At 64.4% G+C, this 25,185-nt stretch carries 27 protein-coding genes and 1 pseudogene; 24 read left to right on the plus strand and 4 right to left on the minus strand.

Features of this window, described 5'->3' with window-relative positions; translation table 11 throughout:
• Nucleotides 1-104: 104 nt before the first annotated feature.
• The 3 genes from ACFOYU_RS07830 (at nucleotide 105) to ACFOYU_RS07840 (ending at nucleotide 2,572) form a co-directional block, all read left to right on the plus strand.
• Nucleotides 105-1,100 carry a phasin family protein gene (locus ACFOYU_RS07830; protein ID WP_226740445.1) on the plus strand — a complete coding sequence of 332 codons (996 nt, stop codon included), beginning with the start codon at nucleotides 105-107 and terminating at the stop codon, nucleotides 1,098-1,100.
• Nucleotides 1,101-1,333: 233 nt separating this feature from the next.
• Nucleotides 1,334-2,194 (plus strand): SDR family NAD(P)-dependent oxidoreductase, encoded by an 861-nt coding sequence (locus ACFOYU_RS07835; protein ID WP_377033119.1) that lies wholly within the window; start codon nucleotides 1,334-1,336, stop codon nucleotides 2,192-2,194.
• A 21-nt stretch (nucleotides 2,195-2,215) separates the two neighbouring features.
• The gene (locus ACFOYU_RS07840; RefSeq protein ID WP_377033120.1) at nucleotides 2,216-2,572 is read left to right on the plus strand and encodes a DUF4186 domain-containing protein; all 357 of its coding nucleotides are present in this window, start codon (nucleotides 2,216-2,218) and stop codon (nucleotides 2,570-2,572) included.
• 16 nt (nucleotides 2,573-2,588) lie between these two features.
• Here the strand turns inward: ACFOYU_RS07840 and mgrA are convergent, their stop codons facing one another.
• Entirely contained in the window at nucleotides 2,589-3,662 is a 1,074-nt protein-coding gene (gene mgrA, locus ACFOYU_RS07845) for an L-glyceraldehyde 3-phosphate reductase (RefSeq protein ID WP_377033121.1), read from the minus strand.
• A gap of 328 nt (nucleotides 3,663-3,990) precedes the next feature.
• On the opposite strand from mgrA, the gene ACFOYU_RS07850 reads away from it, so the two are divergent.
• From ACFOYU_RS07850 to ACFOYU_RS07915, 14 genes are all read left to right on the plus strand, one after another.
• Nucleotides 3,991-4,821 (plus strand): amidohydrolase family protein, encoded by an 831-nt coding sequence (locus tag ACFOYU_RS07850; RefSeq protein ID WP_377033122.1) that lies wholly within the window; start codon nucleotides 3,991-3,993, stop codon nucleotides 4,819-4,821.
• A gap of 39 nt (nucleotides 4,822-4,860) precedes the next feature.
• A complete protein-coding gene (locus ACFOYU_RS07855) occupies nucleotides 4,861-5,850 on the plus strand; it encodes an aldo/keto reductase (protein ID WP_377033123.1) in 990 nt (329 codons plus the stop codon).
• A gap of 13 nt (nucleotides 5,851-5,863) precedes the next feature.
• Nucleotides 5,864-6,295: an RbsD/FucU family protein gene (locus tag ACFOYU_RS07860; RefSeq protein ID WP_226740434.1), complete on the plus strand. Its 432-nt coding sequence runs from the start codon at nucleotides 5,864-5,866 to the stop codon at nucleotides 6,293-6,295.
• A 333-nt stretch (nucleotides 6,296-6,628) separates the two neighbouring features.
• Nucleotides 6,629-7,369: an ATP-binding cassette domain-containing protein gene (locus ACFOYU_RS07865; RefSeq protein WP_226740432.1), complete on the plus strand. Its 741-nt coding sequence runs from the start codon at nucleotides 6,629-6,631 to the stop codon at nucleotides 7,367-7,369.
• A complete protein-coding gene (locus tag ACFOYU_RS07870) occupies nucleotides 7,369-8,424 on the plus strand; it encodes an ABC transporter permease (RefSeq protein WP_226740429.1) in 1,056 nt (351 codons plus the stop codon). Before ACFOYU_RS07865 ends, ACFOYU_RS07870 begins: the two co-directional genes overlap by 1 nt.
• Nucleotides 8,425-8,535: 111 nt before the next feature.
• Nucleotides 8,536-9,480, plus strand: coding sequence for a sugar-binding protein (locus tag ACFOYU_RS07875; protein ID WP_377033136.1), 945 nt, complete (start codon nucleotides 8,536-8,538; stop codon nucleotides 9,478-9,480).
• Between the two features lie 78 nt (nucleotides 9,481-9,558).
• Nucleotides 9,559-10,716 (plus strand): adenylate/guanylate cyclase domain-containing protein, encoded by a 1,158-nt coding sequence (locus tag ACFOYU_RS07880; RefSeq protein ID WP_377033124.1) that lies wholly within the window; start codon nucleotides 9,559-9,561, stop codon nucleotides 10,714-10,716.
• A gap of 203 nt (nucleotides 10,717-10,919) precedes the next feature.
• A complete protein-coding gene (locus ACFOYU_RS07885) occupies nucleotides 10,920-12,461 on the plus strand; it encodes a PAS domain S-box protein (protein WP_377033125.1) in 1,542 nt (513 codons plus the stop codon).
• Nucleotides 12,451-13,071: a response regulator FixJ gene (gene fixJ / locus ACFOYU_RS07890; RefSeq protein ID WP_226740423.1), complete on the plus strand. Its 621-nt coding sequence runs from the start codon at nucleotides 12,451-12,453 to the stop codon at nucleotides 13,069-13,071. Before ACFOYU_RS07885 ends, fixJ begins: the two co-directional genes overlap by 11 nt.
• 118 nt (nucleotides 13,072-13,189) lie before the next feature.
• A complete protein-coding gene (locus ACFOYU_RS07895; protein ID WP_226740421.1) occupies nucleotides 13,190-13,603 on the plus strand; it encodes a response regulator transcription factor in 414 nt (137 codons plus the stop codon).
• 94 nt (nucleotides 13,604-13,697) lie between these two features.
• On the plus strand, nucleotides 13,698-14,387 hold the full coding sequence (locus tag ACFOYU_RS07900; protein WP_226740420.1) for a helix-turn-helix domain-containing protein: 690 nt from the start codon (nucleotides 13,698-13,700) through the stop codon (nucleotides 14,385-14,387).
• Nucleotides 14,388-14,425: 38 nt separating this feature from the next.
• Nucleotides 14,426-15,271 (plus strand): universal stress protein, encoded by an 846-nt coding sequence (locus ACFOYU_RS07905; protein WP_377033126.1) that lies wholly within the window; start codon nucleotides 14,426-14,428, stop codon nucleotides 15,269-15,271.
• A 152-nt stretch (nucleotides 15,272-15,423) separates the two neighbouring features.
• Entirely contained in the window at nucleotides 15,424-15,705 is a 282-nt protein-coding gene (locus ACFOYU_RS07910) for a hypothetical protein (protein ID WP_226740417.1), read from the plus strand.
• A gap of 277 nt (nucleotides 15,706-15,982) precedes the next feature.
• Complete coding sequence (locus ACFOYU_RS07915; protein ID WP_377033127.1) at nucleotides 15,983-16,744, plus strand: TIGR00730 family Rossman fold protein; 762 nt, start codon at nucleotides 15,983-15,985, stop codon at nucleotides 16,742-16,744.
• Between the two features lie 16 nt (nucleotides 16,745-16,760).
• On the opposite strand, the gene ACFOYU_RS07920 is transcribed toward ACFOYU_RS07915, so the two are convergent.
• From ACFOYU_RS07920 to ACFOYU_RS07930, 3 genes are all read right to left on the minus strand, one after another.
• The gene (locus tag ACFOYU_RS07920; protein ID WP_377033128.1) at nucleotides 16,761-17,084 is read right to left on the minus strand and encodes a c-type cytochrome; all 324 of its coding nucleotides are present in this window, start codon (nucleotides 17,082-17,084) and stop codon (nucleotides 16,761-16,763) included.
• The gene (locus ACFOYU_RS07925) at nucleotides 17,084-17,485 is read right to left on the minus strand and encodes a hypothetical protein (RefSeq protein ID WP_377033137.1); all 402 of its coding nucleotides are present in this window, start codon (nucleotides 17,483-17,485) and stop codon (nucleotides 17,084-17,086) included. Before ACFOYU_RS07925 ends, ACFOYU_RS07920 begins: the two co-directional genes overlap by 1 nt.
• A 155-nt stretch (nucleotides 17,486-17,640) precedes the next feature.
• Nucleotides 17,641-18,222: an NAD(P)H-dependent oxidoreductase gene (locus ACFOYU_RS07930; protein WP_377033129.1), complete on the minus strand. Its 582-nt coding sequence runs from the start codon at nucleotides 18,220-18,222 to the stop codon at nucleotides 17,641-17,643.
• A gap of 345 nt (nucleotides 18,223-18,567) precedes the next feature.
• Here ACFOYU_RS07930 and ACFOYU_RS07935 point away from each other — a divergent pair, with 345 nt between their 5' ends.
• The 7 genes and pseudogenes from ACFOYU_RS07935 to ACFOYU_RS07965 all read left to right on the plus strand — a co-directional run.
• Entirely contained in the window at nucleotides 18,568-18,933 is a 366-nt protein-coding gene (locus ACFOYU_RS07935; protein WP_377033130.1) for a response regulator, read from the plus strand.
• Nucleotides 18,934-19,342: 409 nt separating this feature from the next.
• A complete protein-coding gene (locus ACFOYU_RS07940; protein WP_377033131.1) occupies nucleotides 19,343-20,161 on the plus strand; it encodes an alpha/beta hydrolase in 819 nt (272 codons plus the stop codon).
• Between the two features lie 641 nt (nucleotides 20,162-20,802).
• Nucleotides 20,803-22,353, plus strand: coding sequence for a UbiA family prenyltransferase (locus ACFOYU_RS07945; RefSeq protein ID WP_377033132.1), 1,551 nt, complete (start codon nucleotides 20,803-20,805; stop codon nucleotides 22,351-22,353).
• Nucleotides 22,354-22,435: 82 nt separating this feature from the next.
• Nucleotides 22,436-22,831 (plus strand): GtrA family protein, encoded by a 396-nt coding sequence (locus tag ACFOYU_RS07950; protein ID WP_377033133.1) that lies wholly within the window; start codon nucleotides 22,436-22,438, stop codon nucleotides 22,829-22,831.
• Nucleotides 22,828-24,162 carry an FAD-binding oxidoreductase gene (locus ACFOYU_RS07955; protein WP_377033134.1) on the plus strand — a complete coding sequence of 445 codons (1,335 nt, stop codon included), beginning with the start codon at nucleotides 22,828-22,830 and terminating at the stop codon, nucleotides 24,160-24,162. The genes ACFOYU_RS07950 and ACFOYU_RS07955 overlap by 4 nt, the downstream gene beginning before the upstream one ends.
• Entirely contained in the window at nucleotides 24,162-24,902 is a 741-nt protein-coding gene (locus ACFOYU_RS07960; RefSeq protein WP_377033135.1) for an SDR family oxidoreductase, read from the plus strand. The genes ACFOYU_RS07955 and ACFOYU_RS07960 overlap by 1 nt, the downstream gene beginning before the upstream one ends.
• A gap of 26 nt (nucleotides 24,903-24,928) precedes the next feature.
• A pseudogene (locus ACFOYU_RS07965) lies at nucleotides 24,929-25,185 on the plus strand (hypothetical protein); the annotation flags it as partial.

Consider the following 25,185-nt stretch of genomic DNA (forward strand, 5'->3'; position numbering starts at 1 on the left):
TTCAACCGAGTGCCAGTTGCGGGTTCCTGCGATGAGAATGCTTGCTCAGGCTTCCATGCCGGCAGCGGCGGAGCCCTTTCTTTTTTGGATTTCGCGAGGGGAAAATGACGACCAACAGGAAGTTCAGCCAGACCAGTCCCGACAAGGTGAACGAGCTTTTCGCCAAGCTGCTCGACACGTCGGACAATGCCGTCAAGACACGTGAAAGACTGTTCGCCGATCTCAAGGAGGAACTCGAACTCCTCGCCAGCCTCCAGGAGCAGCACCTCTTCCCGGTCCTGAGGAAGCACAAGGACATGGAAGATCTCGTGCGCAGCGCCATGAACGACAACGAGGAGACGAGCGCGCTTCTGGAGGAGCTCGACCGCATGCCGAAGGGCAACGGCGAATTCATCAAGAAGCTTGCCGACCTGAGAAAGGTGTTCCAGCAGCACATCCGCGACGACAAGAAGGAGCTCATCCCGGCCGTCCTGAAGGTCTTGAGCGACGAAGAGGTCGAGGCCGTCGTCGAAAAGGTGGAGGATGACCTCGCTGCGGCCGAGGAGATCAGACGCGCCGAGGCCGATCAGCGCCAGACCGTTGCGAAACGTAGCCGCGAGCAGCTCGAAGCCGTCGAGCGGACCACGGAAGACCTCGTTGGTGCCGCACAGGCCGGAATGGAGCGGACCCAGGCCGCCGCGCAGGGCGCTCAGGACATCTTCCGGAGCGGCTTCGGCGCAGCCTCCGAGCTGATGCAGCTCTACAGCCTGCCCATGCGCGGCGGGCAGGATCTGACGGGACGGACCTCGCAGAATGTCTGGGCGGCCGTGGAGTCGGGCTCGGTACTCGCACGCGGGCTTCAGGACGTCTCCCAGGAGTGGGTCGGACTGGCACAGGAGCGCCTGCAGAAGAACATCGACGGGCTGAGCAGCCTTTCCCGCTGCCGGACCTTAAGTGAACTCTTCGAGGCGCAGAGCGCATTGATGCGGAATAACATGACCCAGATGCTCGATAACAGCCGGCGCATCGTGGAGCTCTCCTCCCGCATCGCCAACGAGGCATCGCGCATCATGACGGTCGAGGCGGAGAGCCGCTCGAAGGGATCCGGCCGGGCCGCCTGACCCGGCGCTCCAGGACAAAAAAAAGGGCGCCCTCGTTCGGGCGCCCAAGACTCCGTCCTTCATGGGGCAGAAAAAGGCCGGAGGTATTCTGTCACCGTGCTACACCAGCCGTTGTGCCTTGTCTCTTCGGAAACTTCCTACGTAGGAAACCCTATCCCGAAGAGTTTCCTTACCCATTTAAGCCTAGAGACCGGCCCGGCCGGACGCGTTCCCCTTCCTGAGGAGTTCCCGACATGGATGCTCATCCCGCAATCGCCCCCGGCCGAGTCGCCGTCATCACCGGCGCCGCGAGCGGCATCGGTCTTGCGGCCGCGAAGCGCCTGGCCGGTCTCGGAATGCGGGTCTGCCTCGCGGATCGTGACGGAGCCGTCCTGAGGCAATCTGCCGATGAGGTCGCCGAAGCCGTGGGCGGGGCCGGAAAGGTTCTCGCGGTAGAAACCGATGTCGGTCGGGCGGAGGACTTCGAACGCCTGAGGGACGAGGTCGTCGGCGCCTTCGGCGAGGTTGCGTTCCTGATGAACAATGCCGGCACGGAGGGCGGCGGCCAGCTCTTCGGCGACCCTCAGCGCTGGCGCGCCATTCTCGACACAAATCTCTGGGGCGTCATCAACGGAATCCAGGCCTTCGCGCCCATCATGATGGAACAGGGCACACCCTGCGCCATCGTCAACACCGGCTCGAAACAGGGCATCACGACTCCGCCCGGCGACACGGCCTACAACGTCTCGAAGGCCGGGGTGAAGGTCGTCACCGAGGCGCTGTCGCACGAGTTGCGCACGAGGCCCGGCTGCCGGGTGACTGCGCACCTCCTGATCCCCGGCTTCGTCTATACGGGCTTCACCAGGGCCAGAGGGGTGACCGAGAAGCCTCCCGGTGCCTGGGCGCCCGAGCAGGTGATCGATGCTCTCCTGAGCGGGATGGCGCAGGGCGACTTCTATATCCTCTGCCCGGACAACGAGACCACGCCCGAGATGGACCGCAAGCGCATTCGCTGGGCGGCCGAGGACCTCATCCGGAACCGCCCCGCCCTCTCCCGTTGGCATCCGGATTACAAGGACGCTTTCGCCCGCTTCATGGACAGTCCGGAGGACTGAGACGCAGCGAAGCGGACGACCATGGCGAAATCCCTCGACGACATTTTTTCGCGACTGGAGACCTCCGCCTTCCGACGGCGTTTCAGATTGTCGGGACGCGAGCGCGCCTATCTGGAGACGCGGGGAATGGAGACGGTGCTCGCCCATGCGGGCGATTTCGTTCTCCGCCGGCTCGCCCCTGCGGAACCGGCGAACGACGGCAAGCAGACCCCGTTCAAGGGACATCCGGTCTTCATCGCCCAGCATGCCACCGCGACATGCTGCCGTGGCTGCCTGTCCAAGTGGCATGGCATCCCCGCCGGCCGGCCCCTGACGGAGGACGAACAGCGTCACGTAGTCGAGGCCATCGGCCGATGGCTCGAACGTCAATCGTCCTGACGTCCCGCGCGACGTATCACACGAAACCGAAGCCCTTCTTCTCCGCCCGCTCCACATCCGGCGTCACGGCTTCGGCGGAGGCCTTCCAGAGATTGATCTCGCCCTCGGCGGCGTAGCGGTCGATCTCGGCCAGCTCCTCGGCGGTGAAGTCGAGCCGTTCGAGAGCCGTAAGGGAATCGTCGAGTTGCTCCACGTTGCGCGCCCCGATGAGCGCCGAAGTCACCCGCGGATCCCGCAGCACCCAGGCAATCGCCATCTGGGCGAGCGTCTGCCCTCGCCGCTGGGCGATCTCGTTCAAGCCTCTCACCCGCTCGATATTCTCCGGCGTCAGCAGCCTCTCCGACAAGGAGCCGCCACGGGTGGCGCGCGAGCCCTCCGGCACGCCGTTCAGGTATTTCGTCGTCAACATGCCCTGCGCCAGCGGCGAGAAGGCGATGCAGCCGACTCCGAGACCGTCGATAGTGTCGAGGAGCTCGCCTTCGATCCAGCGGTTCAGGAGCGAATAGGACGGCTGGTGGATGAGGCAGGGCGTTCCGAGTTCGCGCAGGATGCGCACCGCGCGGGCGGTCATCTCGGCGGAGTAGGAGGAGATCCCGACATAGAGCGCCTTGCCCTGGCGCACGACCGTGTCGAGTGCGCCCATGGTCTCTTCGAGGGGTGTCGTCGGGTCGACTCGGTGGGAATAGAAGATGTCCACGTAATCGAGCCCCATCCGCCGCAGGCTCTGATCGAGGCTCGAGATCAGATACTTGCGCGAGCCCCACTCCCCGTAGGGACCCGGCCACATGCGGTATCCCGCCTTGGTGGAGATGATCATCTCGTCCCGGTACGGCTTGAAGTCGGTGGTGAGGATGCGCCCGAAATTCTCCTCCGCCGAGCCGGGAATGGGACCGTAATTGTTCGCCAGATCGAAATGGGTGATGCCACGGTCGAAGGCGCGCCGCAGGATGGCGCGACCGGTCTCGAACACATCGACGCTGCCGAAATTCTGCCAGAGCCCGAGGGAAATGGCCGGAAGATCGAGGCCGCTGCGCCCGCAGCGGCGATAGGCCATTCGATTGTAGCGATCGTCATCGGCGATATAGGACATCGTCCACCTGTTCCTTATGCGCGCAGCAGCCGCCGCCCGGCCGGGACCGGATGCGGAGGCATCACGCGCTCTGTCGTTTCCGAAATGCTAAGCATCGCGGAGGGGTTTGCAAGGCCCGAAGCTCCGCAGGAAACGCCGCTCCAGAAGCCACGCCACACAGTTTCACTTCCACGGCTCCCGCGGCATCTTGCGGATTGCTCGCCGTCACCATGGCCGTTTTTCGGATCCGCCGACTGGACAGATCCAGGGAGAGAACATCAAACTGCCTGACGAACGGGCTGTTCCGGATCGCCCACGACGATCCGGCATCGAGGGGAAATCGCGCCCTGTGATTGTCGACTCCCACCAGCATTTCTGGTCGCTGGACGCACCCTGGTTCGACTGGCCGACGCCGGACCTCGCCGCAATCTACAGGGACTACGCCCCCGCAGACCTTGCGCCGGAGATCGAGGCCGCCGGCGTGTCCGGCACCGTCCTCGTGCAGGCCGCGCCGCATCTGGCGGAAACGCATTACCTGCTCGACATCGCGCAGCGCACACCCTTCGTCGGTGCCGTGGTCGGGTGGGTCGACCTCGAACGAAGCGATCAAGTCGACGAGTTGAACCGTCTCGCGGAGCACCCGAAGTTCCGCGGCATCCGCCCGATGCTCCAGGCGATCCCCGATACGGAGTGGATGCTTCGCCCCGATCTGGAGCCCTGCCTGACCGCCGCCGAGGAGCTCGGCCTCACCTTCGACGCCCTTGTGAAGCCTCCGCATCTCGAGGCCCTCGCCGCCTTCGCTGACCGCTACCCCAACCTGCCCATCGTCGTGGACCATGGCGCAAAGCCCGAAATCGCCAGGGGAGCGGATGGATTTCGAGACTGGGCGCCGCAGATTGCAGCTCTCGCCCGGCGTCCGCAGGTCTTCTGCAAGCTTTCCGGTCTGCTGACCGAGGCTGGAGACCGGACGGCGGACGACGACCTGCGGCCGTTCGCGGAGCATCTGATCGAGACGTTCGGACCGGAGCGGCTGATGTGGGGTTCGGACTGGCCCGTTCTCGACCTTGCTGCACCCTATGCGCAATGGTTCGCAACCGTGCAGAGATTCGTCGCGCCGCTTTCCGACGGCGAGCAGAGTTCTATCTTGGGCGAGACCGCTCGCCGCTTCTATCGCTTCTGACGGGGGACAGGCCATGAGCATCGTTGAGGAGCCCACTACATGAAGCGGCGCAGGATCGGCGAGACGTCCGCCGAAGTGACGGAGATCGGCTTCGGGGGAGCCGCCATAGGAGGGCTCTACCGGGCAGTCTCCCGCCAACAATCCGAGGATACGATCGCGGCCGCCTGGGATGCGGGCATCCGGTACTTCGATACGGCACCGTTCTACGGCTTCGGCCTGTCCGAGCGCAGGATGGGGGATTTCCTGCGCGAGAAGCCGCGGGATTCCTACGTGCTCTCCACCAAGGTCGGCCGGATTCTGACGCCGGTCCAGGAGGATCGGGTGCCCGACCACGGCTACGTGGAGCCCCTGCCCTTCAGGGTGGACTACGACTACACCTATGACGGGATCATGCGCTCGGTCGATTTCAGTCTGGCGCGCCTGGGGCTCAACCGGATCGATGTTCTCCTGGTCCACGACATCGGCGCCTATACCCATGGCGCCGACGCCAATCAGAAGCATTTCCGCGATCTGATGGAGGGAGGCCTCCGGGCGCTGGAGAACCTCAAGAGCGGCGGCGCCATTTCTGCCTTCGGCCTCGGGGTCAACGAGGTCGAGATCTGCCTCGACGTGATGTCCCGGGCCTCGATAGACTGCATCCTGCTGGCCGGCCGCTACACGCTTCTGGACCGCGCCGCGGTCGGCGAGCTTCTTCCGCTATGCGAAGAGGCGAAAACCTCCCTGATCGTGGGCGGCGTGTTCAATTCGGGAATTCTCGCCACCGGCCCTGTCCCCGGCGCCCATTTCGACTACGGTCCTGCAAGCGAGGACATTCTCGACCGCGTCGCGCGGATGGAGAAGATCGCCGGACGGCACGGGATTCCCCTTGCTGCGGCGGCGCTGCAATATCCGCTGCGCGATCCGCGAGTGGCGACCGTCCTGATCGGGACCGCCAAACCTTCCAGCCTGGAGCGCAATCTTGCTAATCTGGCGTTACCGGTGCCGGAGGAGGCCTGGCCCGCCTTCGACGCCATTGCAATGAACAGGTAGATGGAGTTCCTGCATGCTTCGCGGCATACACCCCCTGCTCGGTCCCGACCTCCTCCACGCCCTCCGCTGCCTGGGCCATGGGGACGAGGTGGTCATCGCCGATGCGAATTTCCCCTCGCATTCCCTGGGCCCACGCGTGGTCCGGCTGGACGGGATCGATGCGGTTGCGGCGGCAGACGCCATTCTCACCCATCTGCCGCTCGACACCTTTGCCGAGGCCGCAGCCTTCCGCATGGCCGTGGTGGGCGACCCGGAGGCGGTGCCTCCGATCTGCCAGAGCTTCGCCGAACTCGTGCGCAACCTCGCGGGCCCGTTCGACATCGTGGCGCTCGAACGCTTCGCCTTCTATGAGCGGGCCCGCCAGGCCTGCTTCATCGTCGCGACGGGAGAAAGGAGGCTGTACGGCAATCTCATTCTCAAGACCGGTGTTCTTCCGCTCGAATAAACCCTTGCCGCCATCGTCGGCGGAACTAGGTGGAAGAGAGAACGGTGCGCGAGAATCCAGCGCCCGACAACCGATGCCGTCTCGGCGGAACAGCATTCCTTTGCGTCATTACGCTAGGAATTCCAAAATCTTTGGGCACAGCCGGCAGACAACAAGCGCATCCAGCAGCCGTTCATCTCCTGTTCTCGCATCTCAATACTTTCGTGTCCCCATGCTTTCCGGAAGCAACAGGTGACATACTACTGAAGGCTGTGCTTATATGACCTCAATACCAGTGCAAGCGTACTAACTCTCAACAGGCTCTGAAGAGTCGGCTCAAGGGAGGAGTTCAGGGTGTCACTTCTGGTATTGGAGGATATCGGCAAGGAGTTCGGCGCCATCCGGGCCTTGTCGAATGTCAATCTCAGAATCGAACCGGGCGAGGTCGTCGGCCTGATGGGCGACAACGGCGCCGGGAAATCGACGCTCGTGAAGATCATCGCGGGCAATTTCCGTCCGTCCCACGGCCGGATGCTGTTCCAGGACCGGGAGGTTCACTTCTCAAGACCCGTGGACGCCCGCCAGGTGGGGATCGAGGTCGTTTATCAGGATCTGGCTCTCGCCGACAATCTGACGGCATCGGCGAACGTCTTCCTCGGACGCGAACTCAAGCGGAAGGTCGGGCCGTTCTCCTTCCTCGATCATGCGGCCATGAACCAGCGCACGGCGGCGCTCTTCCAGGAACTGAAGTCGGAAACCCGGCCGGACGACGTCGTCCGGGCCATGTCGGGCGGTCAGCGTCAGGCCGTTGCCATCGCCCGGACGAGGCTCGCGCAGGCCAAGCTGATCCTCATGGACGAGCCGACGGCGGCGATCTCCGTGCGGCAGGTCGCCGAGGTCCTCGACCTTATCCGCCGGCTGCGCGATGCCGGCATCGCCGTGATCCTGATCTCGCATCGTATGCCGGACGTCTTCTCGGTCTGCGAACGGGTCGTCGTCATGCGGCGCGGCAGCAAGGTGGCCGACAAGCCGGTCAGCCAGTCCAGCCCGGAGGAAGTCACCGCGCTGATCACGGGTGCCAAGGAGGCTGCCTGATGAACGATGTCTCTCCCGCCGCCCGCTCGACGGCCGAAACAGGCGACTTCGCCAATGTGGGCCGGACCGAATGGTGGCGCCGCGGCTTCTTTGCGAGCCAGACCGCCTATGTGGCGGTCGCGCTCATCGCGATCATGGTCGTCATGTCGTTTCTCAGCCCGGCCTTTCTGAGTTCCGGCAACCTCGCCAACGTCGCCAAGAACTTCTCCTTCGTCGGCATCGTCACCCTCGGCGTCACCCTCGTGATCATCACGGGCGGAATCGATCTTTCCGTCGGCTCGACCATGGCGCTGGCGGCGATCACCTGCGCCATCGTCATGCAGAAGGTGAGCGGCACCGGATTGGATGCCATCCCGCTCGCCGGGATGATCGTGTCCCTGGCCGCGGGTCTCGGCGCCGCGGTGCTGATCGGGCTCGCCAACGGGCTTCTCATCGCCAGGGTCGGCTTGTCGCCCTTCGTCACCACGCTCGGAATGCTCTCCATCGTGCGAGGGCTCGCCTATGCGGTGACCGAAGGACGGGGGCAGGCGCCGACGGGCCCCGACGTGAACACGTTCTACGAGATCACGGACGGCAACATCGCCGGCGTTCCGGTGGCGGTGATCTACCTCCTCGTTCTCGCGGGCATCCTGAGCCTCGTCCTGCATCACACCGCTTTCGGCCGGCATGTCTTCGCCCTTGGCGGGAACGAGAAGGCGGCGGCCCTCACGGGCATCTCGGTCGAGCGCGTGAAGGTGGGGGTCTACGTCCTCTCGTCTCTCTCTGCGGGCTTCGCCGGCATTCTCATGGTGGGGTGGCTGGGCTCCGCCCCGGCCAACCTGGCCACCGGATACGAGCTGACCATCATCGCCGCGGCGGTCATCGGCGGTGCCAACCTGACGGGCGGCATGGGCGGACCTGCGGGAGCGGTCATAGGCGCGCTCCTCATCGAAGTCATCCGCAATGGTCTCGTTCTCGCGGGGATTAACGCCTATTGGCAGATCGTCCTCGTGGGCGCGATCATTATCCTCGCAGTCCTCGTCGACCGCCTGCGGACCATGAGAATGACGCCTTGAGTCACAATCTTCCCTCGGAGCCGTCCGCCCGAGGCCAGACAGAAACCGGCCATGAGGGCCGACCATCAGACCCCGGCGAACGGGGCATCGATCAACCAGGAGGAAAGCATGATGAAACGACTGATCCTCGCCGCGGCAGCAGCAGCCCTTACGCTCGCCATGCCTGCGGCAGCTCAGCAGAACTATCGCTTCGCCATCGTTCCCAAGGCGATGAACAACCCCTATTTCGATCTGTCGCGGGACGGCTGCATGAAGCGGGCCAAGGAACTCGGCAACATCGAATGCATCTACAAGGGCCCTGTCGAGCACGAGCCCGCGAGCCAGGCCCAGATCATTCAGGATCTCATCAGCCAGAACGTGGACGGGATCGCCATCTCGGTCGCGGACGCCGCGGCAGCCGTGCGCGTGATCAAGTCCGCCCGCGATGCCGGGATTCCGGTCATCACCTTCGATGCCGATGCGCCGAACTCCGCCCGGCAGGCCCATGTGGGCACGGACAACCGCGCCATGGGCCGAGCCCTTGGCGAGGAGCTGCTGAAGATCCGGCCGGAAGGCGGGAAATACGCGATGATCTCGGGCGGCCCCGCCGCCGCAAATCTCAAGGAGCGCGTCGAAGGCGTGCGCGATGCTCTCAAAGGCTCGAAGTGGACCGAAATCTCCGGTTCGCCGACCTACTCCAACGACGACCTGGCCCTTTCGGTCCAGCAGATGCAGGACCTCAAGACCGCCAATCCGGATCTCGCCGCCATCATCCCCGTCGGCGGCTGGCCCATGTTCGTTCCCGAGGCCTACAAGAGCTTCGTGAACAAGTACAAGTCCGAAATGGATCAGGGCAAGTTCGCCCTCGTCGTGGCCGATACCCTGGACGTGCAGCTCCAGCTGCTCCGCGACGGATATGCCAATGCCCTGGTCGGTCAGCGGCCCTACGAGATGGGCGAAAAGGCCATGGACATCCTGCTCAAGCTCAAGAAGGGCGAGAAGGTCGACGATATCGTCTATGCCGGCATCGACCGGGTGACGAAGGAGAACGTGGACGAAATGCTGAAGAAGAAGTGAGCGGCGGACGCACGAAACCGATCGGGGAGGCTACGGCCTCCCCGGCATCCGGGTCTGAAGGCCCGTCGGAACGCGGCCATGGACCGGATCGATGGAATAGCCCGATGGCTGGCGGCGAATGCGGCCTGCCGGTCCGTCGAGGACCTGTTCAGCACCTTCTGCGAGGAGATCGTTCGCCATGACCTGCCGGTCTGGCGTGCCTCCATGGGCCTTGAGGTCCTGCACCCGGAAGTCAGCGGCTGGCTGCATGTCTGGACGAGCGAGACCGTGTCGATCCGGGAATCGGTACGGGCGACCGCCGCCGTTTCGCCCTCCTATCTGAACAGCCCCACCCGGGTGGTCGACGAGACGGAACGTCCGTTCCGCCGCCTGCTCGACACCCCCTGCCCCGACATGCCGCTCCTCGAGGAGCTACGCCTCCTCGGAGGAACGGATTACGTGATGTTTCCGCTGCCGTTCCTGGAGCGGACACGGACGGCCGTCATCGCTTTTGCGACCCAGCGGCAAGGCGGGTTCACGCCTGCCGAAATCGAGGCTCTGGAATTCGCCGCGATTCTCCTCAGCCCCTCCATCGAACGCCACGTGCTGCGCCGCATCGCGGTCGACCTGCTCGACACCTATGTCGGTCCGCGCACCGGCCGCCGGATCATCGAAGGCGGCGTCGACCGCGGGGCCGTGGAGCTGATCGAGGCCGCCCTGTGGTTCACCGACCTGAGGGGCTTCACCCGCCTGTCGGAGGAGGTTCCGATCGACGATGTTCTCGGCACCCTGAATGCCTGGTTCGGCATCGTCGGCGACGTGGTCGAGGCCCATGGAGGCGAGGTTCTGAAATTCATCGGCGATGCGGTGCTCGCGATCTTTCCCACTACTTCCGAGCGGAGCCGAAAAGCCGCCTGCCGCGATGCCATGGCCGCCGCACGGGCATTCTGCGACAGGGTGGACGCGGAGAACATGGTACGGGCGGGAAGCGGCAAAACGGAACTCAACTTCGGTCTGGCCCTTCATTACGGCGAAGTGGCCTATGGCAATGTCGGCGCACCGAGGCGCTTGGACTTCACGGTCATCGGCCCCGCCGTGAACCGGGCAAGCCGCCTGCAGGATCTGGCGAAGAAGCTCGGATACCGGGTTCTCGTCTCCAGGGCCTGCGCGCGGGAGATCGACGTTCCGCTCGTCGATCTGGGCCGGCATGATCTGCGGGACGTGGCGCATCCGCAGCGCGTGTTCACCCTTCCCTGAGGCGCGACCGGGCTCCGCAACCCGGACAACCTTGGCAATGGCCATCCCCGCGAGGGGACCATAGACCGCGCCCCGCCCCTATTGCGGGGGCAGGACGCCTGCGATAATCGAGCCTTTGCTACGTTCCGGTGGAATGGGAATATTGGCGCTCTGCTCGGCAGCCGGAGATTTGCGGACGGGTCCATCCGCTCAGGAGAGCTTTTTTGACTGAATCGGCCTCAACCTCCACGTCCCCTCTCGGCAGGGATGTCAGTTTCGAGCTCCTGATCGACGCCGTGACGGATTTCGCGATCTACATGCTCGATACCGAGGGCCGGGTCACCAGCTGGAATGCGGGGGCGGAGCGCATCAAGGGCTGGCGCGAGGACGAGATCCTGGGCCGCCACTTCTCCGTGTTCTACCCGCCCGAGGATGCGGCGGCCGGCAGGCCGGAGCAGGCCCTGAGGACGGTGGAGCAGACCGGCCGCTACGAGGAGCAGGCTCCGCGGATCCGCAAGGACGGCTCCGTCTTCATGGCCCACGTCACCCTCACCCCCCTGCGCGACGCATCGGGCAAGCTGCACGGCTACGCCAAGGTGACGCGCGACATCACCGAGCGGGTCGCGGCCGAGGAGGCCCTGAAGGCCCGGGAGGCGCACCTGCGTTCGATCCTCGAAACCGTGCCCGACGCGATGATCGTCATCGACGAGCAGGCCAGGATCCAGTCCTTCAGCGTCGCCGCCGAGCGCCTGTTCGGCTGCACCGCGGAAGAGGTGATCGGCGAGAACATCAAGATTCTGATGCCCGAGCCCTACCGGGATCAGCATGACGGCTACATGCAGCGGTATCTCTCCACGGGCGAGCGCCGCATCATCGGCATCGGGCGCGTGGTCGTGGGCCAGCGCAAGGACGGATCGACCTTCCCCATCGAGCTCGCCGTCGGCGAGATGCGCTCAGGGGGGCAGCGTTATTTCACCGGGTTCATCCGCGACCTGACCGAGAGCCAGCGGACGGAGGCGCGCCTGCAGGAGCTTCAATCCGAGCTGGTGCACATGTCCCGTTTCACGGCGCTCGGCGAAATGGCCTCGACCCTGGCGCACGAGATCAACCAGCCCCTGACGGCCATCGCCAACTACCTGAAAGGGTGCCGGCGCCTGCTGGAACAGAGCAAGGACGAGCATGCCCCCATGCTGCGCGACGCCGTCAGCCAGGCGGCCGATCAGGCGCTGCGGGCGGGCCGGGTCATCCGGCATCTGCGCGAGTTCGTCTCCCGAGGGGAGAGCGGGCGCCATATCGAAAGCCTGCCGAAGCTCATCCAGGAGGCGAGCGCCCTCGCCCTGGTGGGCGCCAAGGAGAAGGGCGTGCGGGTCTCCTACCGCTTCGACCAGGATGCCGAGCTCGTCCTGGCGGATCGTATCCAGATCCAGCAGGTCCTGCTCAACCTGATCCGGAACGCCATCGAGGCGATGCAGGACTCCACCCGCCGCGAACTCGTCGTCGCCACGGCCCTCCCGGAGAACGACGGAATGGTCGAAATCAGCGTGGCCGATACGGGGCCGGGCATCGCGCCCGAGATTACCGAGCAGCTGTTCCAGCCCTTCGTGACGACCAAGAAGAACGGCATGGGAGTCGGCTTGTCGATCTGCCGGACCATCGTCGAGGCTCATGGCGGCAGGATCTGGGTCGAATCGCGGACCGGCGAGGGAACCACGTTCAGGTTCACCCTGCGGATGGTGAAGGAGGAGGAGTTGGCGAATGCGGAATGATGGGATCGTACACGTGGTGGACGACGACGTGGCCGTCCGCCAGTCTCTGTCCTTCCTGCTCGCGACGGTGGGCCTGCCGGTCCGGCTCCACGAATCCGCGGTGTCGTTCCTGGACAGCGTGACGGAGCCTGTGGCCGGCTGCATCGTCACCGATGTCCGCATGCCGGAAGTCGATGGGATCGAATTCCTGCGCCGCCTGAAATCCCGCGGGTTCTCGGTGCCGGTCATCGTCATGACCGGGCACGCGGACGTGCCTCTCGCCGTCGAGGCCATGAAGCAGGGTGCCGTGGATTTCATCGAGAAACCCTTCGACGACGACCTCTTCCTGGCGGCCGTGCGCTCCGCGCTGGACCTGCAGGAGCAGAACGCCGAACGGACCAGCCAGACCGCCGAGGTCCAGGGACGCATCGATTCCCTCTCCGAGCGGGAGCGACAGGTTCTCGACGGCCTCGTCGCCGGCAAGGCGAACAAGGTCATCGCCTACGATCTCGGCATCAGCCCCCGGACGGTCGAGATCTATCGGGCCAACGTCATGGGCAAGATGCAGGCGTCCAGCCTCTCCGAACTCGTCCGGATGGCGCTGCTGGCCGGGAACCTCAAGGACGTATGATCCCTTAGGGATTTCTCCCGATAACGGGAATTCCAGATTTTGAGGGGGATCAATTCCCCCGGCCGGAGGATCGGGTACACCGGGACCGTTGCTCACAAGCCCTATTGCAAGGTCCGCCATGTCCTCCCGAACGGGATCCGTCCTCATCGTCGACGACGATGCCGCGGTCCGCAACTCGCTCAAGTTCGCCCTCGGGATCGAGGGAATCGACGTACGCCTCTACGGCAGCGGCGTGGAGCTTCTGGCGGACGCGGACCTGCCGGAGCACGGCTGTCTCGTGGTGGACTACCAGATGCCGTCCATCAACGGCATTCAGCTCGTCGACATCCTCCGGGACCGCCACCGAAGCTACCCGACCATCCTGATCTCCGGCCATGTCAGCGAGGACGTGAGGGAGCGCGCGGCCGTGGCGGGCATCCACGAAGTGCTGGAAAAGCCCCTCCTGGACGAGACCCTCGTGAACAGCATCCGCTCCGCCCTGGCCGGCTTCGGCGGGGAAATCGCGGCCGATCTGGCACCGTCCGCGGGCTAAGGGGAATCCCTTAGGGAGCATATCTGAATTTCTGACCGGTCCGTGCGGCGGTACCCATAGCTCAAGGTCAACGACTTGAGACGACGAGGGCACGATGCACACCACGGTCACGATCAATACCCCCAATCCGGCCGCTGCGATCATCGCCCGGGCTCCCCAGCCGGCCCGCTCCACGGCAGACACCTCCACGCAGGCCATCAGCTCGATCCGGTCCTACACCAAGGACGACGAGATCTTCTCCGAGGGCGACCGCGCCGCCTATTTCTACAAGGTCGTCTCCGGCGTCGTCCGCACCTCCAAGCTCCTGAGCGACGGACGCCGCCAGATCGACGCGTTCCATCTGGCCGGCGACATCTTCGGCATCGAGACGGGCGACGAATACCGCTTCAGCGCCGAAGCCGTCGGGGATGCGGTGGTGATGGCCTATCGCCGGTGCAGCCTGGAAACCCTGGCCGCCAGCGACAGCCAGTTCGCCCAGCAATTCGTGAAGGGCATGATGCGCTCCCTCGAGCGGGCCCAGGACCACATGCTCCTGCTCGGCCGCAAGACAGCCCTGGAAAAGATCGCCTCCTTCCTTCTCGACATGGCGGACCGCGCCTCCGATAGCGAAGGCGCCATCGATCTCCCCATGTCCCGGGCCGACATCGCCGATCACCTCGGCCTGACGATCGAGACCGTGTCGCGCTCCCTGACGCAGCTCGAGCGGGAGGCCGTGATCAAGCTTCCGGCAACCCGCCGCATCGTCCTCAACAACAAGGCCGCCCTGCGCCGCCTCAACGCCTGATCCCATCGAGCAGGCAGCCTATCACCAGGAGGGAACCCATGACCAAGCCACTGAACAACATGAAGAACGTTCTCATCGGATTCACCGAGGACGAAGAGGCCCCGTCCGCAGCGCTGAGCTACGGCCTCTCGCTGGCCCGCGAGTCGGGCGCGCATGTCACGGCCCTCTCGGCCTCCGTCAAGCTCGCGCTGACCCATTCGGTCGTCAGCGATATGGCGTCGGGGCTCGTGGCCGCCGAGAACCAGCGGGTGCGCGAACTCGCCGAAGCCGCAGCCGAAAGCGCACGTCAGAAAGCAATGATCGAGGGAATCCCCTGCTCGGTCGAAGCGGTTCAGCTGCGCTACGCCGAGCTTGTGGAGACGTTCTCCTCGCTCTGCAGGGTGCATGACCTCGCCGTGGCCGATGCCGATGCCGACATGCTCACGGTGGACCGTTCGCTCATCGAGCAGGCCCTGTTCTCCAGCGGGCGCCCGGTGATCGTGGTGCCGCGCGGTACGGACACCTTCAAGGCGGAGCGGATCATCGTCGCCTGGGACGGCAGCGCGAAGGCCGCCCGCGCCCTCAACGACGCCCTGCCCTTCCTCAAGCACGCCCAAACCGTCGAGATCGTCTGCGTGTCCGGTGAGAAGGACCTGTCGAGGGCCGTTCCGGGGGCGGAGATCGCTCCGCATCTGATCCGCCACGGCGTGCAGGTCACGGTCACGGAACTCACGGCCCAGAACGGTGACGCCGCAGAAACCCTGCGCAACCATGCGAAGCTGACCCGGGCCGACATGATCGTGATGGGCGCCTTCGTCCATTCGCGCCTGCGCCAGATGGTGCTCGGCGGCGTGACGCAGTCGCTCCTCAAGGAAGCGCCGGTCCCGCTCTTCCTCTCCTACTGAGCTGTCTCCGCCAAATCCGAACCCCTCCCTCCAGGAGGGGTTTGCGCATTCGCGCAAGCGGCGAACGCCAAACAATCATCAAAGTGTCGCAGCATCCTATCACATGAGAAGGCCCTAGCCGTTCAAGAACAACAAATCCGCGGAGGAAGCGCATGGCTGTCCATCTTGAACATTTCCGGTACCGAGCGAGACTGAGCGACGATCCTTTCTATCCCGAAGACATCCAGCCGCGGCTGCAATCGATACTGGCCAGCCTGGCAGATATCGACTTCGCCCATGAGAAGAGCATCGAATCGATCCGGCACAGCTTGGCCGACGAAGCCCAGAAGCGCGAGCTGATCGCGGTGCTCAGGAGACGCCACCAGGAGCGCCGCGCTCCTTACGTGCGCGAACTTGCGGAGCTGAAGAGCAGGATCGAGGCGATCTTCGCCTAGCCCCGGATCGATGCCCTGCCCTGCCCTGCCCGAAGGGCGAGAGCCCAAGCCGGCGCTCCGTCCTTCGGTTTTCCGGTGCGTAGCGCTCCTTCTGCGGACTCCCATTCCTGAAGGACGGAACCGGACCATCCACGCGGAAATTTCGCTAGGGATGGCTTTGGCCGGACGGCTGCGGTTGATCGGGCACCGGGAGCTTGATCTTCTCGGGGGTCCGCGCCCAGGAGACGATCAAGGTCCTCCGTCCATTGAAGGGTTTCGCGAAAGGAGCTTCAAGAAGATGCATGATGTCGATACCGCCGAAGCCCATCTGAATTCTCCATCCTACCGGCTTGCCGCTCTCGATCAGGACTTCCTGCTGGGGGATTCCATGCGCGGCGTCCGGTTCCAGCTGGAATACGCCAAGCCCGAGGAGCACCTGCGGACCTGGGGCATCCGGTCGACCATCGTGGCCTTCGGAAGCGCCCGCGTGCGGGAGAACGGCCCGGGGCAGCACCCCTTCTGGTACAACGAAGCCCGGAAGTTCGGGGCCATCGCGTCGGAGCGCGGCGGCGCCCTGAAGCCGGTCAACGGCATCCGCGACAACGTCATTGCCACGGGCGGAGGTCCGGGCCTCATGGAAGCCGCCAACAGGGGGGCGCACGATGTCGGCGCCCCGTCCATCGGCTTCAACATCACCCTGCCGCACGAGCAGGAGCCCAACCGCTACTCCACGCCGGATCTGACGTTCCGGTTCCACTACTTCGCCATGCGCAAGATGCATCTGGCCATGAGGGCGAACGCCCTCGTGGTGTTCCCCGGCGGTTTCGGGACGCTCGACGAACTCTTCGAGCTTCTCACCCTTCGTCAGACCGGCAAGGCCCCGCCGCTTCCGATCGTGCTTTTCGACAAGAAGTACTGGCGCTCCATCATCAAGTTCGACGTGCTTCTCGAACACGGGATGGTGAGCGAGAGCGACCGCAAGCTGGTGCACTTCGCCGACACCGCCGAAAATGTCTGGTCCACCCTGATCGACAACGGCCTTATCACCCATCACACCTGATGCGACGGGCTCTCGCCTATTCCTGGACCGACTGGAGATAGGCGAGCAGATCGTTGATCTGCGCCACGTCGAGCTGAAACTCGGGCATGGACGGATGTCCCGTCGTGATGCCTTCGGCGAAGGCCTCCGCCAGGCTTTCGACGGGATACCGGTCCCCGAGGGTCCGAAACGGTGGCGCCTCCGCCAGCGGGCTCTCGCCGAAACGGCCGATGGCATGGCACTGGGCGCAGTGGACCTGCGCGAAGGTCAGCCCCCGCTGGACGCGGCCCTCCTGAGCAAGAGCCGATTGCAGGCTCAGGCCCAGGGAGCAGGCGAGAAGAACGGAGCGCCACGGGATCATCAGGCGTGCTCCTTTTCAGGTTGCTGAGCGCCTCTCACCGCAACCACCTGGAACGTGTGGAGCTTTTCATCCTCGTCCCGGATGGTCACGTACTCGCCCGGCACGAACCGGTGCTTCGCCAAGCGATAGCCTGCCTCGTCATCCGTCGCTCGGTCAAGATCGTAGTCGATCACCCATGTGGCTCCGTCGGCACCGCCCGGACGATGCACCAGGACACCGTGCTGGTCCGCCTCGCCGGCCCAGAAGCGTCTGACGCGGCACTGGGCCCGCTTCTCCCGCCACTCGGCCGGGTCGATCAACCCGTCGGCATCGAGAGGAGCGACGATCTCGTAGCCATGGTGTCGGCTGCCCTCCGGGAATTCCTTGCTGCGGGCCAGATGAAGCGTGATGTGCTGAAGCAATTCTTCCTCCTCCGGACGAAGGCGGACCTGTCTCGCCGCCTCGTCGCGAATTCGGAGCTTAAGTGCGGCAGGTTCCATCTCCTTGATCTCCATCAATCGTGACGGAGATCGGCGCAGATCAGGTCAGGGCCGTCATGTCCATGACGGCGAATTGCCTAGCGCGCCCCGGCTCCCAAGCGGCGCATTCTCTCGAGCCACACCTTCCGCTTGGCCTCGCTCATACCCTCGACAGCGCCGATCAAGGTGTGGCGGTTCGGGCCGATACCCACCAGGGCGAGGATGCTGCGCTTCAGGCTCCTGAGGCTGTGGGCTCCAAAATACCAACGGTACACGAAGGCCGGCATTCCCATGGTCACCACGATGCGGGAGGACTTGCCTTTCAGCACGGTTTTCCAGTTGCCCCCCGGATCCGATGTTCCCGACATGAAGGCCGGACGCAGGGCCTGCTCAAGGAAGCCCTTGAGAAGCGCAGGCATGTCTCCGAGCCACAGGGGATAGATGATGACCAGGTGATCGGCCCGGGCAATCGTGTCCTGGACGCCGGCAATGGCGGGCGGCGGAGACTTCTCCCAGTCGCGCTTCGATCGCAGGAGGGGAAAGTCGAGCTCGGCCACGAGGATCTGACGGACGTCGTGACCGCCCTCTGCCGCCCCTCTGGCGTAGGCCTCCGCCAGAGCATGGCAGAAGTGCCCGCCTCCGGCAGTCGGATGTCCCTGGATGATCACGATGTGCGACATGGCGGCGTTCCGTGGCAAAGGTTGCAGGCCCGTCCGAGGCAGCGACCGGTCTTGGGTGCTGCCCGAAGCGGGTGGCATGACCCATCGTTGGCGGAGGCGCCATGATGTGGATCAACCGGCAGCGGCGACCTCCGGCCTGGATGGACACGGCGGTTCACGGTCGCCATCGTCGCCCGGGAATAACGGCCAAGTTACACATGGTTGAATGAGGATAATGCCGGGCGGCGCTAGAAGGAGGGTCGAGGCGGGTCGTTCCCTCGCTCGTCTCGACGGGGCTCTGCCGGGACTTCCTCCTCGCCGGCAGAGCCCCCTCCTCCTCATGGAACCCAACCAAAGACCGTGACGATGTCGAACCAGCCCCACTGCATGATCGCCGAAGACCAGGCCCTCATCGGCCTCGCCTTGGAAGCCTATCTGGAAGAAGCCGGCTTCAAAGTCTCGGGCCTGTTTCCCACCAACGCGAAGGCCCTGCGCTGGCTGGAGCAAGACACGCCAGACCTGGCGCTCCTCGATGTCATGCTGGGCGATGGCCCATGCCTGCTCCTCGCCCGGGAGCTGAAGCGGCGTTCCGTGCCGTTCGCTGTCTATTCCGCGCTGCCTGCGACCGGAGATCATCCGCCGGAGCTCCTCGATGTCCCGTGGCTGGAGAAGCCTGCAAAGCGGGAGGTTGTCGCACAGACCCTGGAGAATCTCGTCAACGCGAGCAGCTGACGAAGACCGGAGACGCCGGCGCATGACGGCCTGCCATCCGACGATCATGGCGGCGACGCCGCCCTCCGGATCATGGCGTCAGCACAGCCATGATCTCTCTCTATATTGCGGAATATAGTGCATATATTCATTTAACTTATGTTATACCGAAAAAACCAAAGTATTCCGGAACAACCCCTCCTCCGCACCGTTCTTAATTCATGGAAACCAGTTGGAGGTTCTCTATAGGGCGCATAGCGATTTCCTAGTTTCAGCTTGAGACCATGCATATCACTCCCTAGGTTAAGCACTGGCAGGGGTCACACCGTGGCACCCTGCCCTTTTTTCGGGTCGAGTGGCGTGCCGGAAGCTGGAGACGAGGGAGCCGGACGGCAGGATGGATCGATCCTTCGGAAATCGGAAATCGCGGATGTGGATTCTCTACCTCGTCGCCACGGTCATCATCGTCTACGTCGGCCTTATCGCCCTGCTAGCCGTCAACCAGACCAACCTGCTGTTTCCGGCTCGGATGGCGGCAGCCAACCGCCCGGCCCTGCCGAACGCGGCCGAGCGTCTGGAACTTGCCACATCGGACGGAGAGCGCCTCATCGGTGTGCGCCTGAGCCCGCCGGACTCCGCATCCGGAACCGAGCCCCTCCTTCTCGGCTTTGGAGGCAATGCCTGGAACGCCGAGGCGATGGCCCTGTATCTGAGCGGACTGTTCCCCCGCTCCGAGGTCGTCGCGTTCCACTATCGCGGCTACCCGCCGAGTAGCGGCCAGCCGAGCGCGCAGGCCCTGCTCGCGGACTCCACCGCCATTTTCGATCATCTGCAGCAGAACCGGAAACGGCCGGTCATCGCGGTCGGCTTCAGCATCGGGACCGGAGTGGCAGCCCATCTGGCGCGCCACCGGCCGCTCGAAGGCCTCGTCCTGGTCACGCCCTTCGACTCCCTCCAGGCCCTCGCGAAGGCCCATTTCCCTTGGGCTCCCGTAAACCTCTTCCTACGCCACCGCATGTCGCCGGTCGAGGACCTGCGGGGCGTCTCCACACCGACGGCGATGATCGTAGCCGGTCGCGACACCATCGTGCCGGCACGACGCAGCGAACCGTTGCGAGAGGCCATTCCGAATCTGGTTCTCGACCGAACCATCGCTGAAGCCGGGCACAACGACCTCTACGGCAACCCCGAATTCGTCGAAGCGATGCGCGAGGCGCTGGCACGGATGGAAGCAGCCTCGGCGCCGTGAGCGGACCGACATGCAGCCGACGCGGCAACGGCATTTCTCCGGCATCTCATCAGGACGCGAGCGCCGCATCCTGCGGCAGAGAACAGCATATGTTATTTTGAGACGACTACTTGGCTAACGAGGCTGTATCTTTGATTTCTGCAATTACGCCCAGAAAGCCTGCGTTATTCAGAGGACGTTCATTAGCAACGTGCCATACAAAGGCAAATTTTCTGCTCCGGCAACTTGAATTCCGGTTTGGGCCACTATCTCACAAGCTTGTTCCAGCTTGGCCGTCTGCGACGTCCGTAATGCGGGACGGAAGATAACCCCAAATATTTTGGAGCTAACGGATGCCTCATGAAACTTTAAGCATCCTGAGCAGTTTGCCTGCAGTCGATTAATCCCCGGATTTTTCGAGCAATGATGTATTTGCTCGACGGCCAATAGATACCCTGTTGCGTCCTTACGTGCTTATCGGATGGCACCCCGGGGAGATCCTCCGGTCGCCCGGAGCCCGCGAAAACCGGCAGGTTGAGACTGCAACACAAGAGTTCCGAGGAAAGTGGTTGGGAGCGTCGCCTGCGTCTCTGCCAGACGGTCTGCCTTTGGAACGGCATTGCAAGAGTGACTTAGTTTCAACACACAGGGAGCTCACGCTCTTGGCGCCATTCGAACCCAAACCGCTGTTTCTGCACCGTCGAGGCATTGGAACGTCCTATGACGAACCCATCGAGCGCCCCTATGGCGGCTACGATGTCGCCTGGAATGCGCCCGAATGGGACGACAGCCCGGACGAAAAGCTTCGCCCTCTCGTCGTGGATCTTGATGGCACCCTGATCGCCTCCGACCTTCTGATCGAGACGGCCTTTTCCGAGCTGGGGCGGCGTCCGCAGTCGCTGCTCGACATGTGCACCGCACTGTCCAAGGGAAAGGCAGCCCTGAAGCACCGGCTGGCCGAGCCCTGCGAATTCGACCCCAGCACTCTTCCCTACGATCCCGAGGTTCTCGCCATCATCCGGCAGGCGAAGGAGGACGGGCGTCCGGTCTATCTCGCATCCGCCAGCCACCGCCGCCTGGTCGAAGCCGTGGCGGACCATATCGGATTGTTCACCGGCTGGTTCGCCTCCAACGAAACCACCAATCTCGCGGGCGTCATGAAGGCGCAGAAGCTCGTCGAGATCTTCGGCGAGCGCGGCTTCGACTATATCGGTAACGATGCGGCCGACCTGCCGGTATGGGAGAAGGCTGCGAAGGCAATCGCCATCAGGGCTCCGGCCGGGGTGATGCGCCGTCTCGCCAAGGGCACCACGGAGGTCGAGTGCCTGCCCTGCTCCCGCCCCACCTGGCGGACCTGGGCGAAGATGCTGCGGGTGCATCAATATGCCAAGAACGCCCTCGTCTTCGCTCCTCTTCTCACCGCGCATCTCTTCACGGCCGGGGCGGTCATCGAAGCCATCATGGCTTTCATTGCCTTCTCCCTTTGCGCGTCGAGCATCTATATCCTCAACGACCTCGTCGACCTGCAGGACGACCGCTCGCACCGGACCAAGTGCAACCGGCCGCTCGCCAGCGGCGCGGTGCCCCTGCTCCACGGCGTGATGGCCATACCGGTGCTGTTTCTCGGCGCCATAGCCATCGCCTCGGCGGTGTCTCTGCCGTTCCTCGGCGTCCTGCTCGGGTATTTCGCGCTGACGACCGCCTACACCTTCGCGCTCAAGCGCATGATGCTGCTCGACGTCATCACTCTCGCAGGGCTCTATTCGGTCAGGGTGCTCGGCGGCGCGGTGGCTCTCGACATCGCTGTCTCGAAATGGCTCCTCGCCTTCTCGATGATGATCTTCATGTCGCTGGCGCTCATCAAGCGCTTCGTCGAGCTCGCCGCCCGGCGCGACGCGGATCTGCCCGATCCGACGAGCCGAGACTACAAGAACGGCGACCTCGAGATGGTCGCGGCGCTTGCGGCAGCGGCCGGTTTCAACGCAGTCACGATCTTCGCGCTCTATATCTCCAGTACGTCGGTCAACACGCTCTACACGAGGCCTGAAATCCTCTGGCTGGTGGGGCCGCTCCTCATGTACTGGATCGCCCGTGCGTTGATGCTGGCAAATCGGCGGCAGATGGACGATGACCCGGTGGTCTTTGCCCTCAAGGACCGGATCAGCCTCGCCACGATCGGCACGGCCGCCGTCCTGTTCTTCGCGGCCGTCTGATCCCCATGCCGCACCGGGAAACAGAAGAGGGGCTGGAGCAAGCCGGCCCTCCAACCGGTCTCGCCCCGAAAGGTTCGGGGCGATGATGTTCGTGCGCTATGTCCTTTTCGCCGTCATTGCGACCTTGGCCAACCTGGTGACCCAGGAGGCGGTCATCCGCGTTGCGCCGGTCGCGCCGCTCGCCCTGTCGATCTTCATGGGCACGGCCATCGGCTTCGTCCTGAAATACCTCCTCGACAAGAAATGGGTCTTCGACGACGGCTTTCACGGCCACCGCCAGGAATTCCAGAAGATCACCCTCTATGGCACCTTCAGCGTACTCACGACGCTGGTCTTCTGGGGCTTTGAGGTCACATTCTGGATGATCTGGCGCACGGATTTCGCCAAATATACCGGAGCGGTGCTGGGCCTCGCCATCGGGTATGCGGCCAAGTTCGCGCTGGATCGGACCTATGTCTTTAAGGAGAGAGGGGCATGACGGAGCTTGCCGGCTGGGGGCGCTATCCCCGGCATGAATCGGAGGTTCTCAGCCCCGCGACCCCGACGACCCTACCGAAAACGATAGCGGACAAAACCGGTTTCGTCGCACGAGGGAACGGCCGCGCCTACGGTGACGCTGCCATCGGCGAGCGCATCACCGTCTCGACCCGCGGCTTCGACCGCATCCGCGCCTTCGACCGCACGACCGGCCTCATTCGCGTGGAGGCCGGCGTTCTGCTCTCGGACCTGCTGAACATCGTCGTCCCGCTCGGCTTCTTCGTGCCGGTGGTGCCGGGCACCAAGTTCGTGACGATCGGGGGCATGATCGCCTCCGACGTCCACGGCAAGAACCACCACCGGGACGGAGGCTTCGGCGACCATGTCGAAGCGCTCACGCTGTCCCTGCCGGACGGCAGCGTCGTCACCTGCTCGCGGGAGGAGAACGCGGATCTCCTTTCCGCCACCATCGGCGGCATGGGTCTCACGGGGACCATCCTGGAGGCGACCTTCCGGCTCAGGCCCGTCGAGACGGGCTGGATGAAGCAGAAGACCCTCGTGGCCCCCAATCTGGAGAGCGCTCTTGCGGCGCTGCAATCCGTCGACGACGTCACCTATACCGTCGCCTGGATCGATTGCCTGGCCCGCGGCGCCGCCCTCGGCCGCTCCCTGATCTTTGCGGCCGAGCATGCCAAGCCCCGGGACATCGACGTGCTCCGGCCGGGCGCGCCGACCTTCCCGTCCTCCAAGTTCGGGCGCCTGTCCGTGCCCTTCGACCTTCCGGCCGTTACCCTGAACCGGATGTCGGTCTCGGCCTTCAACGAGCTCTATTTCCGGTCGGGTGCGGTCAAGTCGGGCTATCCCTTCCTGGTTCATTGGGATCCGTACTTCTTCCCCCTCGACGGCATCGGGGACTGGAACCGCATCTATGGAAAGCGGGGCTTTCTTCAGTATCAATGCGTCGTCCCGACGGAGAAGGCCGGTCCCGTGCTGGAGCGGATTCTCGATCAGGTCTCCCGCCGGGGAGCGGCGTCGTTCCTCGCGGTCCTGAAGCGCCTCGGCCCCGGCCATGGCGACCTGTCCTTCCCGCTCGATGGGTTCACGCTCACCCTGGACCTGCCGGTCAGCGACGACGTGTTCGCGCTCCTCGACGAGCTCGACCGGGCAGTGGTCGCGGCCGGCGGGCGGCTCTATCTAGCCAAGGACGCCCGGCAATCGCCGGCGACCTTCGAGGCTGGATATCCCGGACTTGCCCGCTTTCGCGAGACACGGCGGGCAATCGGGGCCTCCGGCCGTGTTTCTTCTCGTTTGTCCATGCGGCTTGGTATTTGATGACGTCCTCTAAGTCCCTTCTCCTCCTCGGCGGCACCTCCGATATCGGGCGGGCGGCGGCTCTCCATTTTGCCCTGGCCGGCTGGCAGGTGATGCTGAGCGCCCGCAACGAGGAGGAGGCGCGCCGTAATGCGGACGACATCGCCTCCCGCACCGGCGCCGAGATCACGACGCACCGGCTCGACATTTTGGAAACAGACCGCTTTTCGGACTTCGTCGGCACTCTGCCCCGGCTGCCGGACGTGGTGGTGTGCGTGGTCGGCGAGCTGGGAGACCAGTCGCGGGCGCAGAGCGATCTCGCACACGCCGCCATGGTCATGCGGACGAACTTCGAGGGGCCGGCCCTGCTCCTCGGGCTGCTGGCCGAGCGCTTTCTCGAACGCGGCTCGGGCACGATCATCGGCGTCAGTTCGGTGGCAGGCGACCGAGGGCGCGGTTCGAACTACGTTTACGGCGCAGCGAAGGCCGGTTTCACGGCCTTCCTGTCCGGCCTCCGCAACCGGCTCGCGCCGAAGGGCCTGCGGGTCGTGACGGTAAAGCCGGGATTCGTGCGCACCCGAATGACTGCCGGGATCAAGCTTCCTCCGGTGGTCACTGCCGAGGCGGACGAGGTGGGACGCGCCATTTTCGCCGCAGTCGAAAAGGGCGGTGACGTCATCTATGTCCGCCGCGTCTGGCGTCCGATCATGATGATGATCACCGGCATTCCCGAGCGGGTCTTCAAGCGCCTGCGCCTTTGACGTCCGGGACCAGGAGGATGGGAACGATGTCAGTCTGGACTAGGCGCATCGCACGGGTAGGGCCGCTTCTGCTCGGGCTGGCGGCCGTCTGCGCCCTTCTGCTCGCGCTTCCGGGACAGACGGTCACCACGCGATACGTGAGCGATCTCTTCGTCATCCTCGACAGCGCGCACCGGCTCGTATGGGGGCAGGTGCCCAACCGCGACTTCCACACCGCCCTCGGCCCCCTCACCCACTACATCCCCGCCGCAGGATACTGGCTCTCCGGCTCCCTCGGCGCCGC

Origin of the sequence: Microvirga sp. GCM10011540 (assembly GCF_042650665.1) — a bacterium.
Taxonomy (GTDB): domain Bacteria; phylum Pseudomonadota; class Alphaproteobacteria; order Rhizobiales; family Beijerinckiaceae; genus Microvirga; species Microvirga lenta.

Bases quoted from the DNA above. Each gene is read 5' to 3' on its own strand.
- ACFOYU_RS07940 (WP_377033131.1), top strand. From the start codon at position 19,343: ATGTGGATTCTCTACCTCGTCGCCACGGTCATCATCGTCTACGTCGGC.
- ACFOYU_RS07930 (WP_377033129.1), bottom strand. From the start codon at position 18,222: ATGTCGCACATCGTGATCATCCAGGGACATCCGACTGCCGGAGGCGGG.
- ACFOYU_RS07840 (WP_377033120.1), top strand. From the start codon at position 2,216: ATGGCGAAATCCCTCGACGACATTTTTTCGCGACTGGAGACCTCCGCC.
- ACFOYU_RS07835 (WP_377033119.1), top strand. From the start codon at position 1,334: ATGGATGCTCATCCCGCAATCGCCCCCGGCCGAGTCGCCGTCATCACC.
- ACFOYU_RS07920 (WP_377033128.1), bottom strand. From the start codon at position 17,084: ATGATCCCGTGGCGCTCCGTTCTTCTCGCCTGCTCCCTGGGCCTGAGC.
- ACFOYU_RS07950 (WP_377033133.1), top strand. From the start codon at position 22,436: ATGATGTTCGTGCGCTATGTCCTTTTCGCCGTCATTGCGACCTTGGCC.
- mgrA (WP_377033121.1), bottom strand. From the start codon at position 3,662: ATGTCCTATATCGCCGATGACGATCGCTACAATCGAATGGCCTATCGC.
- ACFOYU_RS07860 (WP_226740434.1), top strand. From the start codon at position 5,864: ATGCTTCGCGGCATACACCCCCTGCTCGGTCCCGACCTCCTCCACGCC.
- ACFOYU_RS07895 (WP_226740421.1), top strand. From the start codon at position 13,190: ATGTCCTCCCGAACGGGATCCGTCCTCATCGTCGACGACGATGCCGCG.
- ACFOYU_RS07935 (WP_377033130.1), top strand. From the start codon at position 18,568: ATGTCGAACCAGCCCCACTGCATGATCGCCGAAGACCAGGCCCTCATC.
- ACFOYU_RS07870 (WP_226740429.1), top strand. From the start codon at position 7,369: ATGAACGATGTCTCTCCCGCCGCCCGCTCGACGGCCGAAACAGGCGAC.
- ACFOYU_RS07905 (WP_377033126.1), top strand. From the start codon at position 14,426: ATGACCAAGCCACTGAACAACATGAAGAACGTTCTCATCGGATTCACC.
- ACFOYU_RS07880 (WP_377033124.1), top strand. From the start codon at position 9,559: ATGGACCGGATCGATGGAATAGCCCGATGGCTGGCGGCGAATGCGGCC.
- ACFOYU_RS07955 (WP_377033134.1), top strand. From the start codon at position 22,828: ATGACGGAGCTTGCCGGCTGGGGGCGCTATCCCCGGCATGAATCGGAG.
- fixJ (WP_226740423.1), top strand. From the start codon at position 12,451: ATGCGGAATGATGGGATCGTACACGTGGTGGACGACGACGTGGCCGTC.
- ACFOYU_RS07830 (WP_226740445.1), top strand. From the start codon at position 105: ATGACGACCAACAGGAAGTTCAGCCAGACCAGTCCCGACAAGGTGAAC.
- ACFOYU_RS07900 (WP_226740420.1), top strand. From the start codon at position 13,698: ATGCACACCACGGTCACGATCAATACCCCCAATCCGGCCGCTGCGATC.
- ACFOYU_RS07915 (WP_377033127.1), top strand. From the start codon at position 15,983: ATGCATGATGTCGATACCGCCGAAGCCCATCTGAATTCTCCATCCTAC.
- ACFOYU_RS07960 (WP_377033135.1), top strand. From the start codon at position 24,162: ATGACGTCCTCTAAGTCCCTTCTCCTCCTCGGCGGCACCTCCGATATC.
- ACFOYU_RS07875 (WP_377033136.1), top strand. From the start codon at position 8,536: ATGAAACGACTGATCCTCGCCGCGGCAGCAGCAGCCCTTACGCTCGCC.
- ACFOYU_RS07855 (WP_377033123.1), top strand. From the start codon at position 4,861: ATGAAGCGGCGCAGGATCGGCGAGACGTCCGCCGAAGTGACGGAGATC.
- ACFOYU_RS07910 (WP_226740417.1), top strand. From the start codon at position 15,424: ATGGCTGTCCATCTTGAACATTTCCGGTACCGAGCGAGACTGAGCGAC.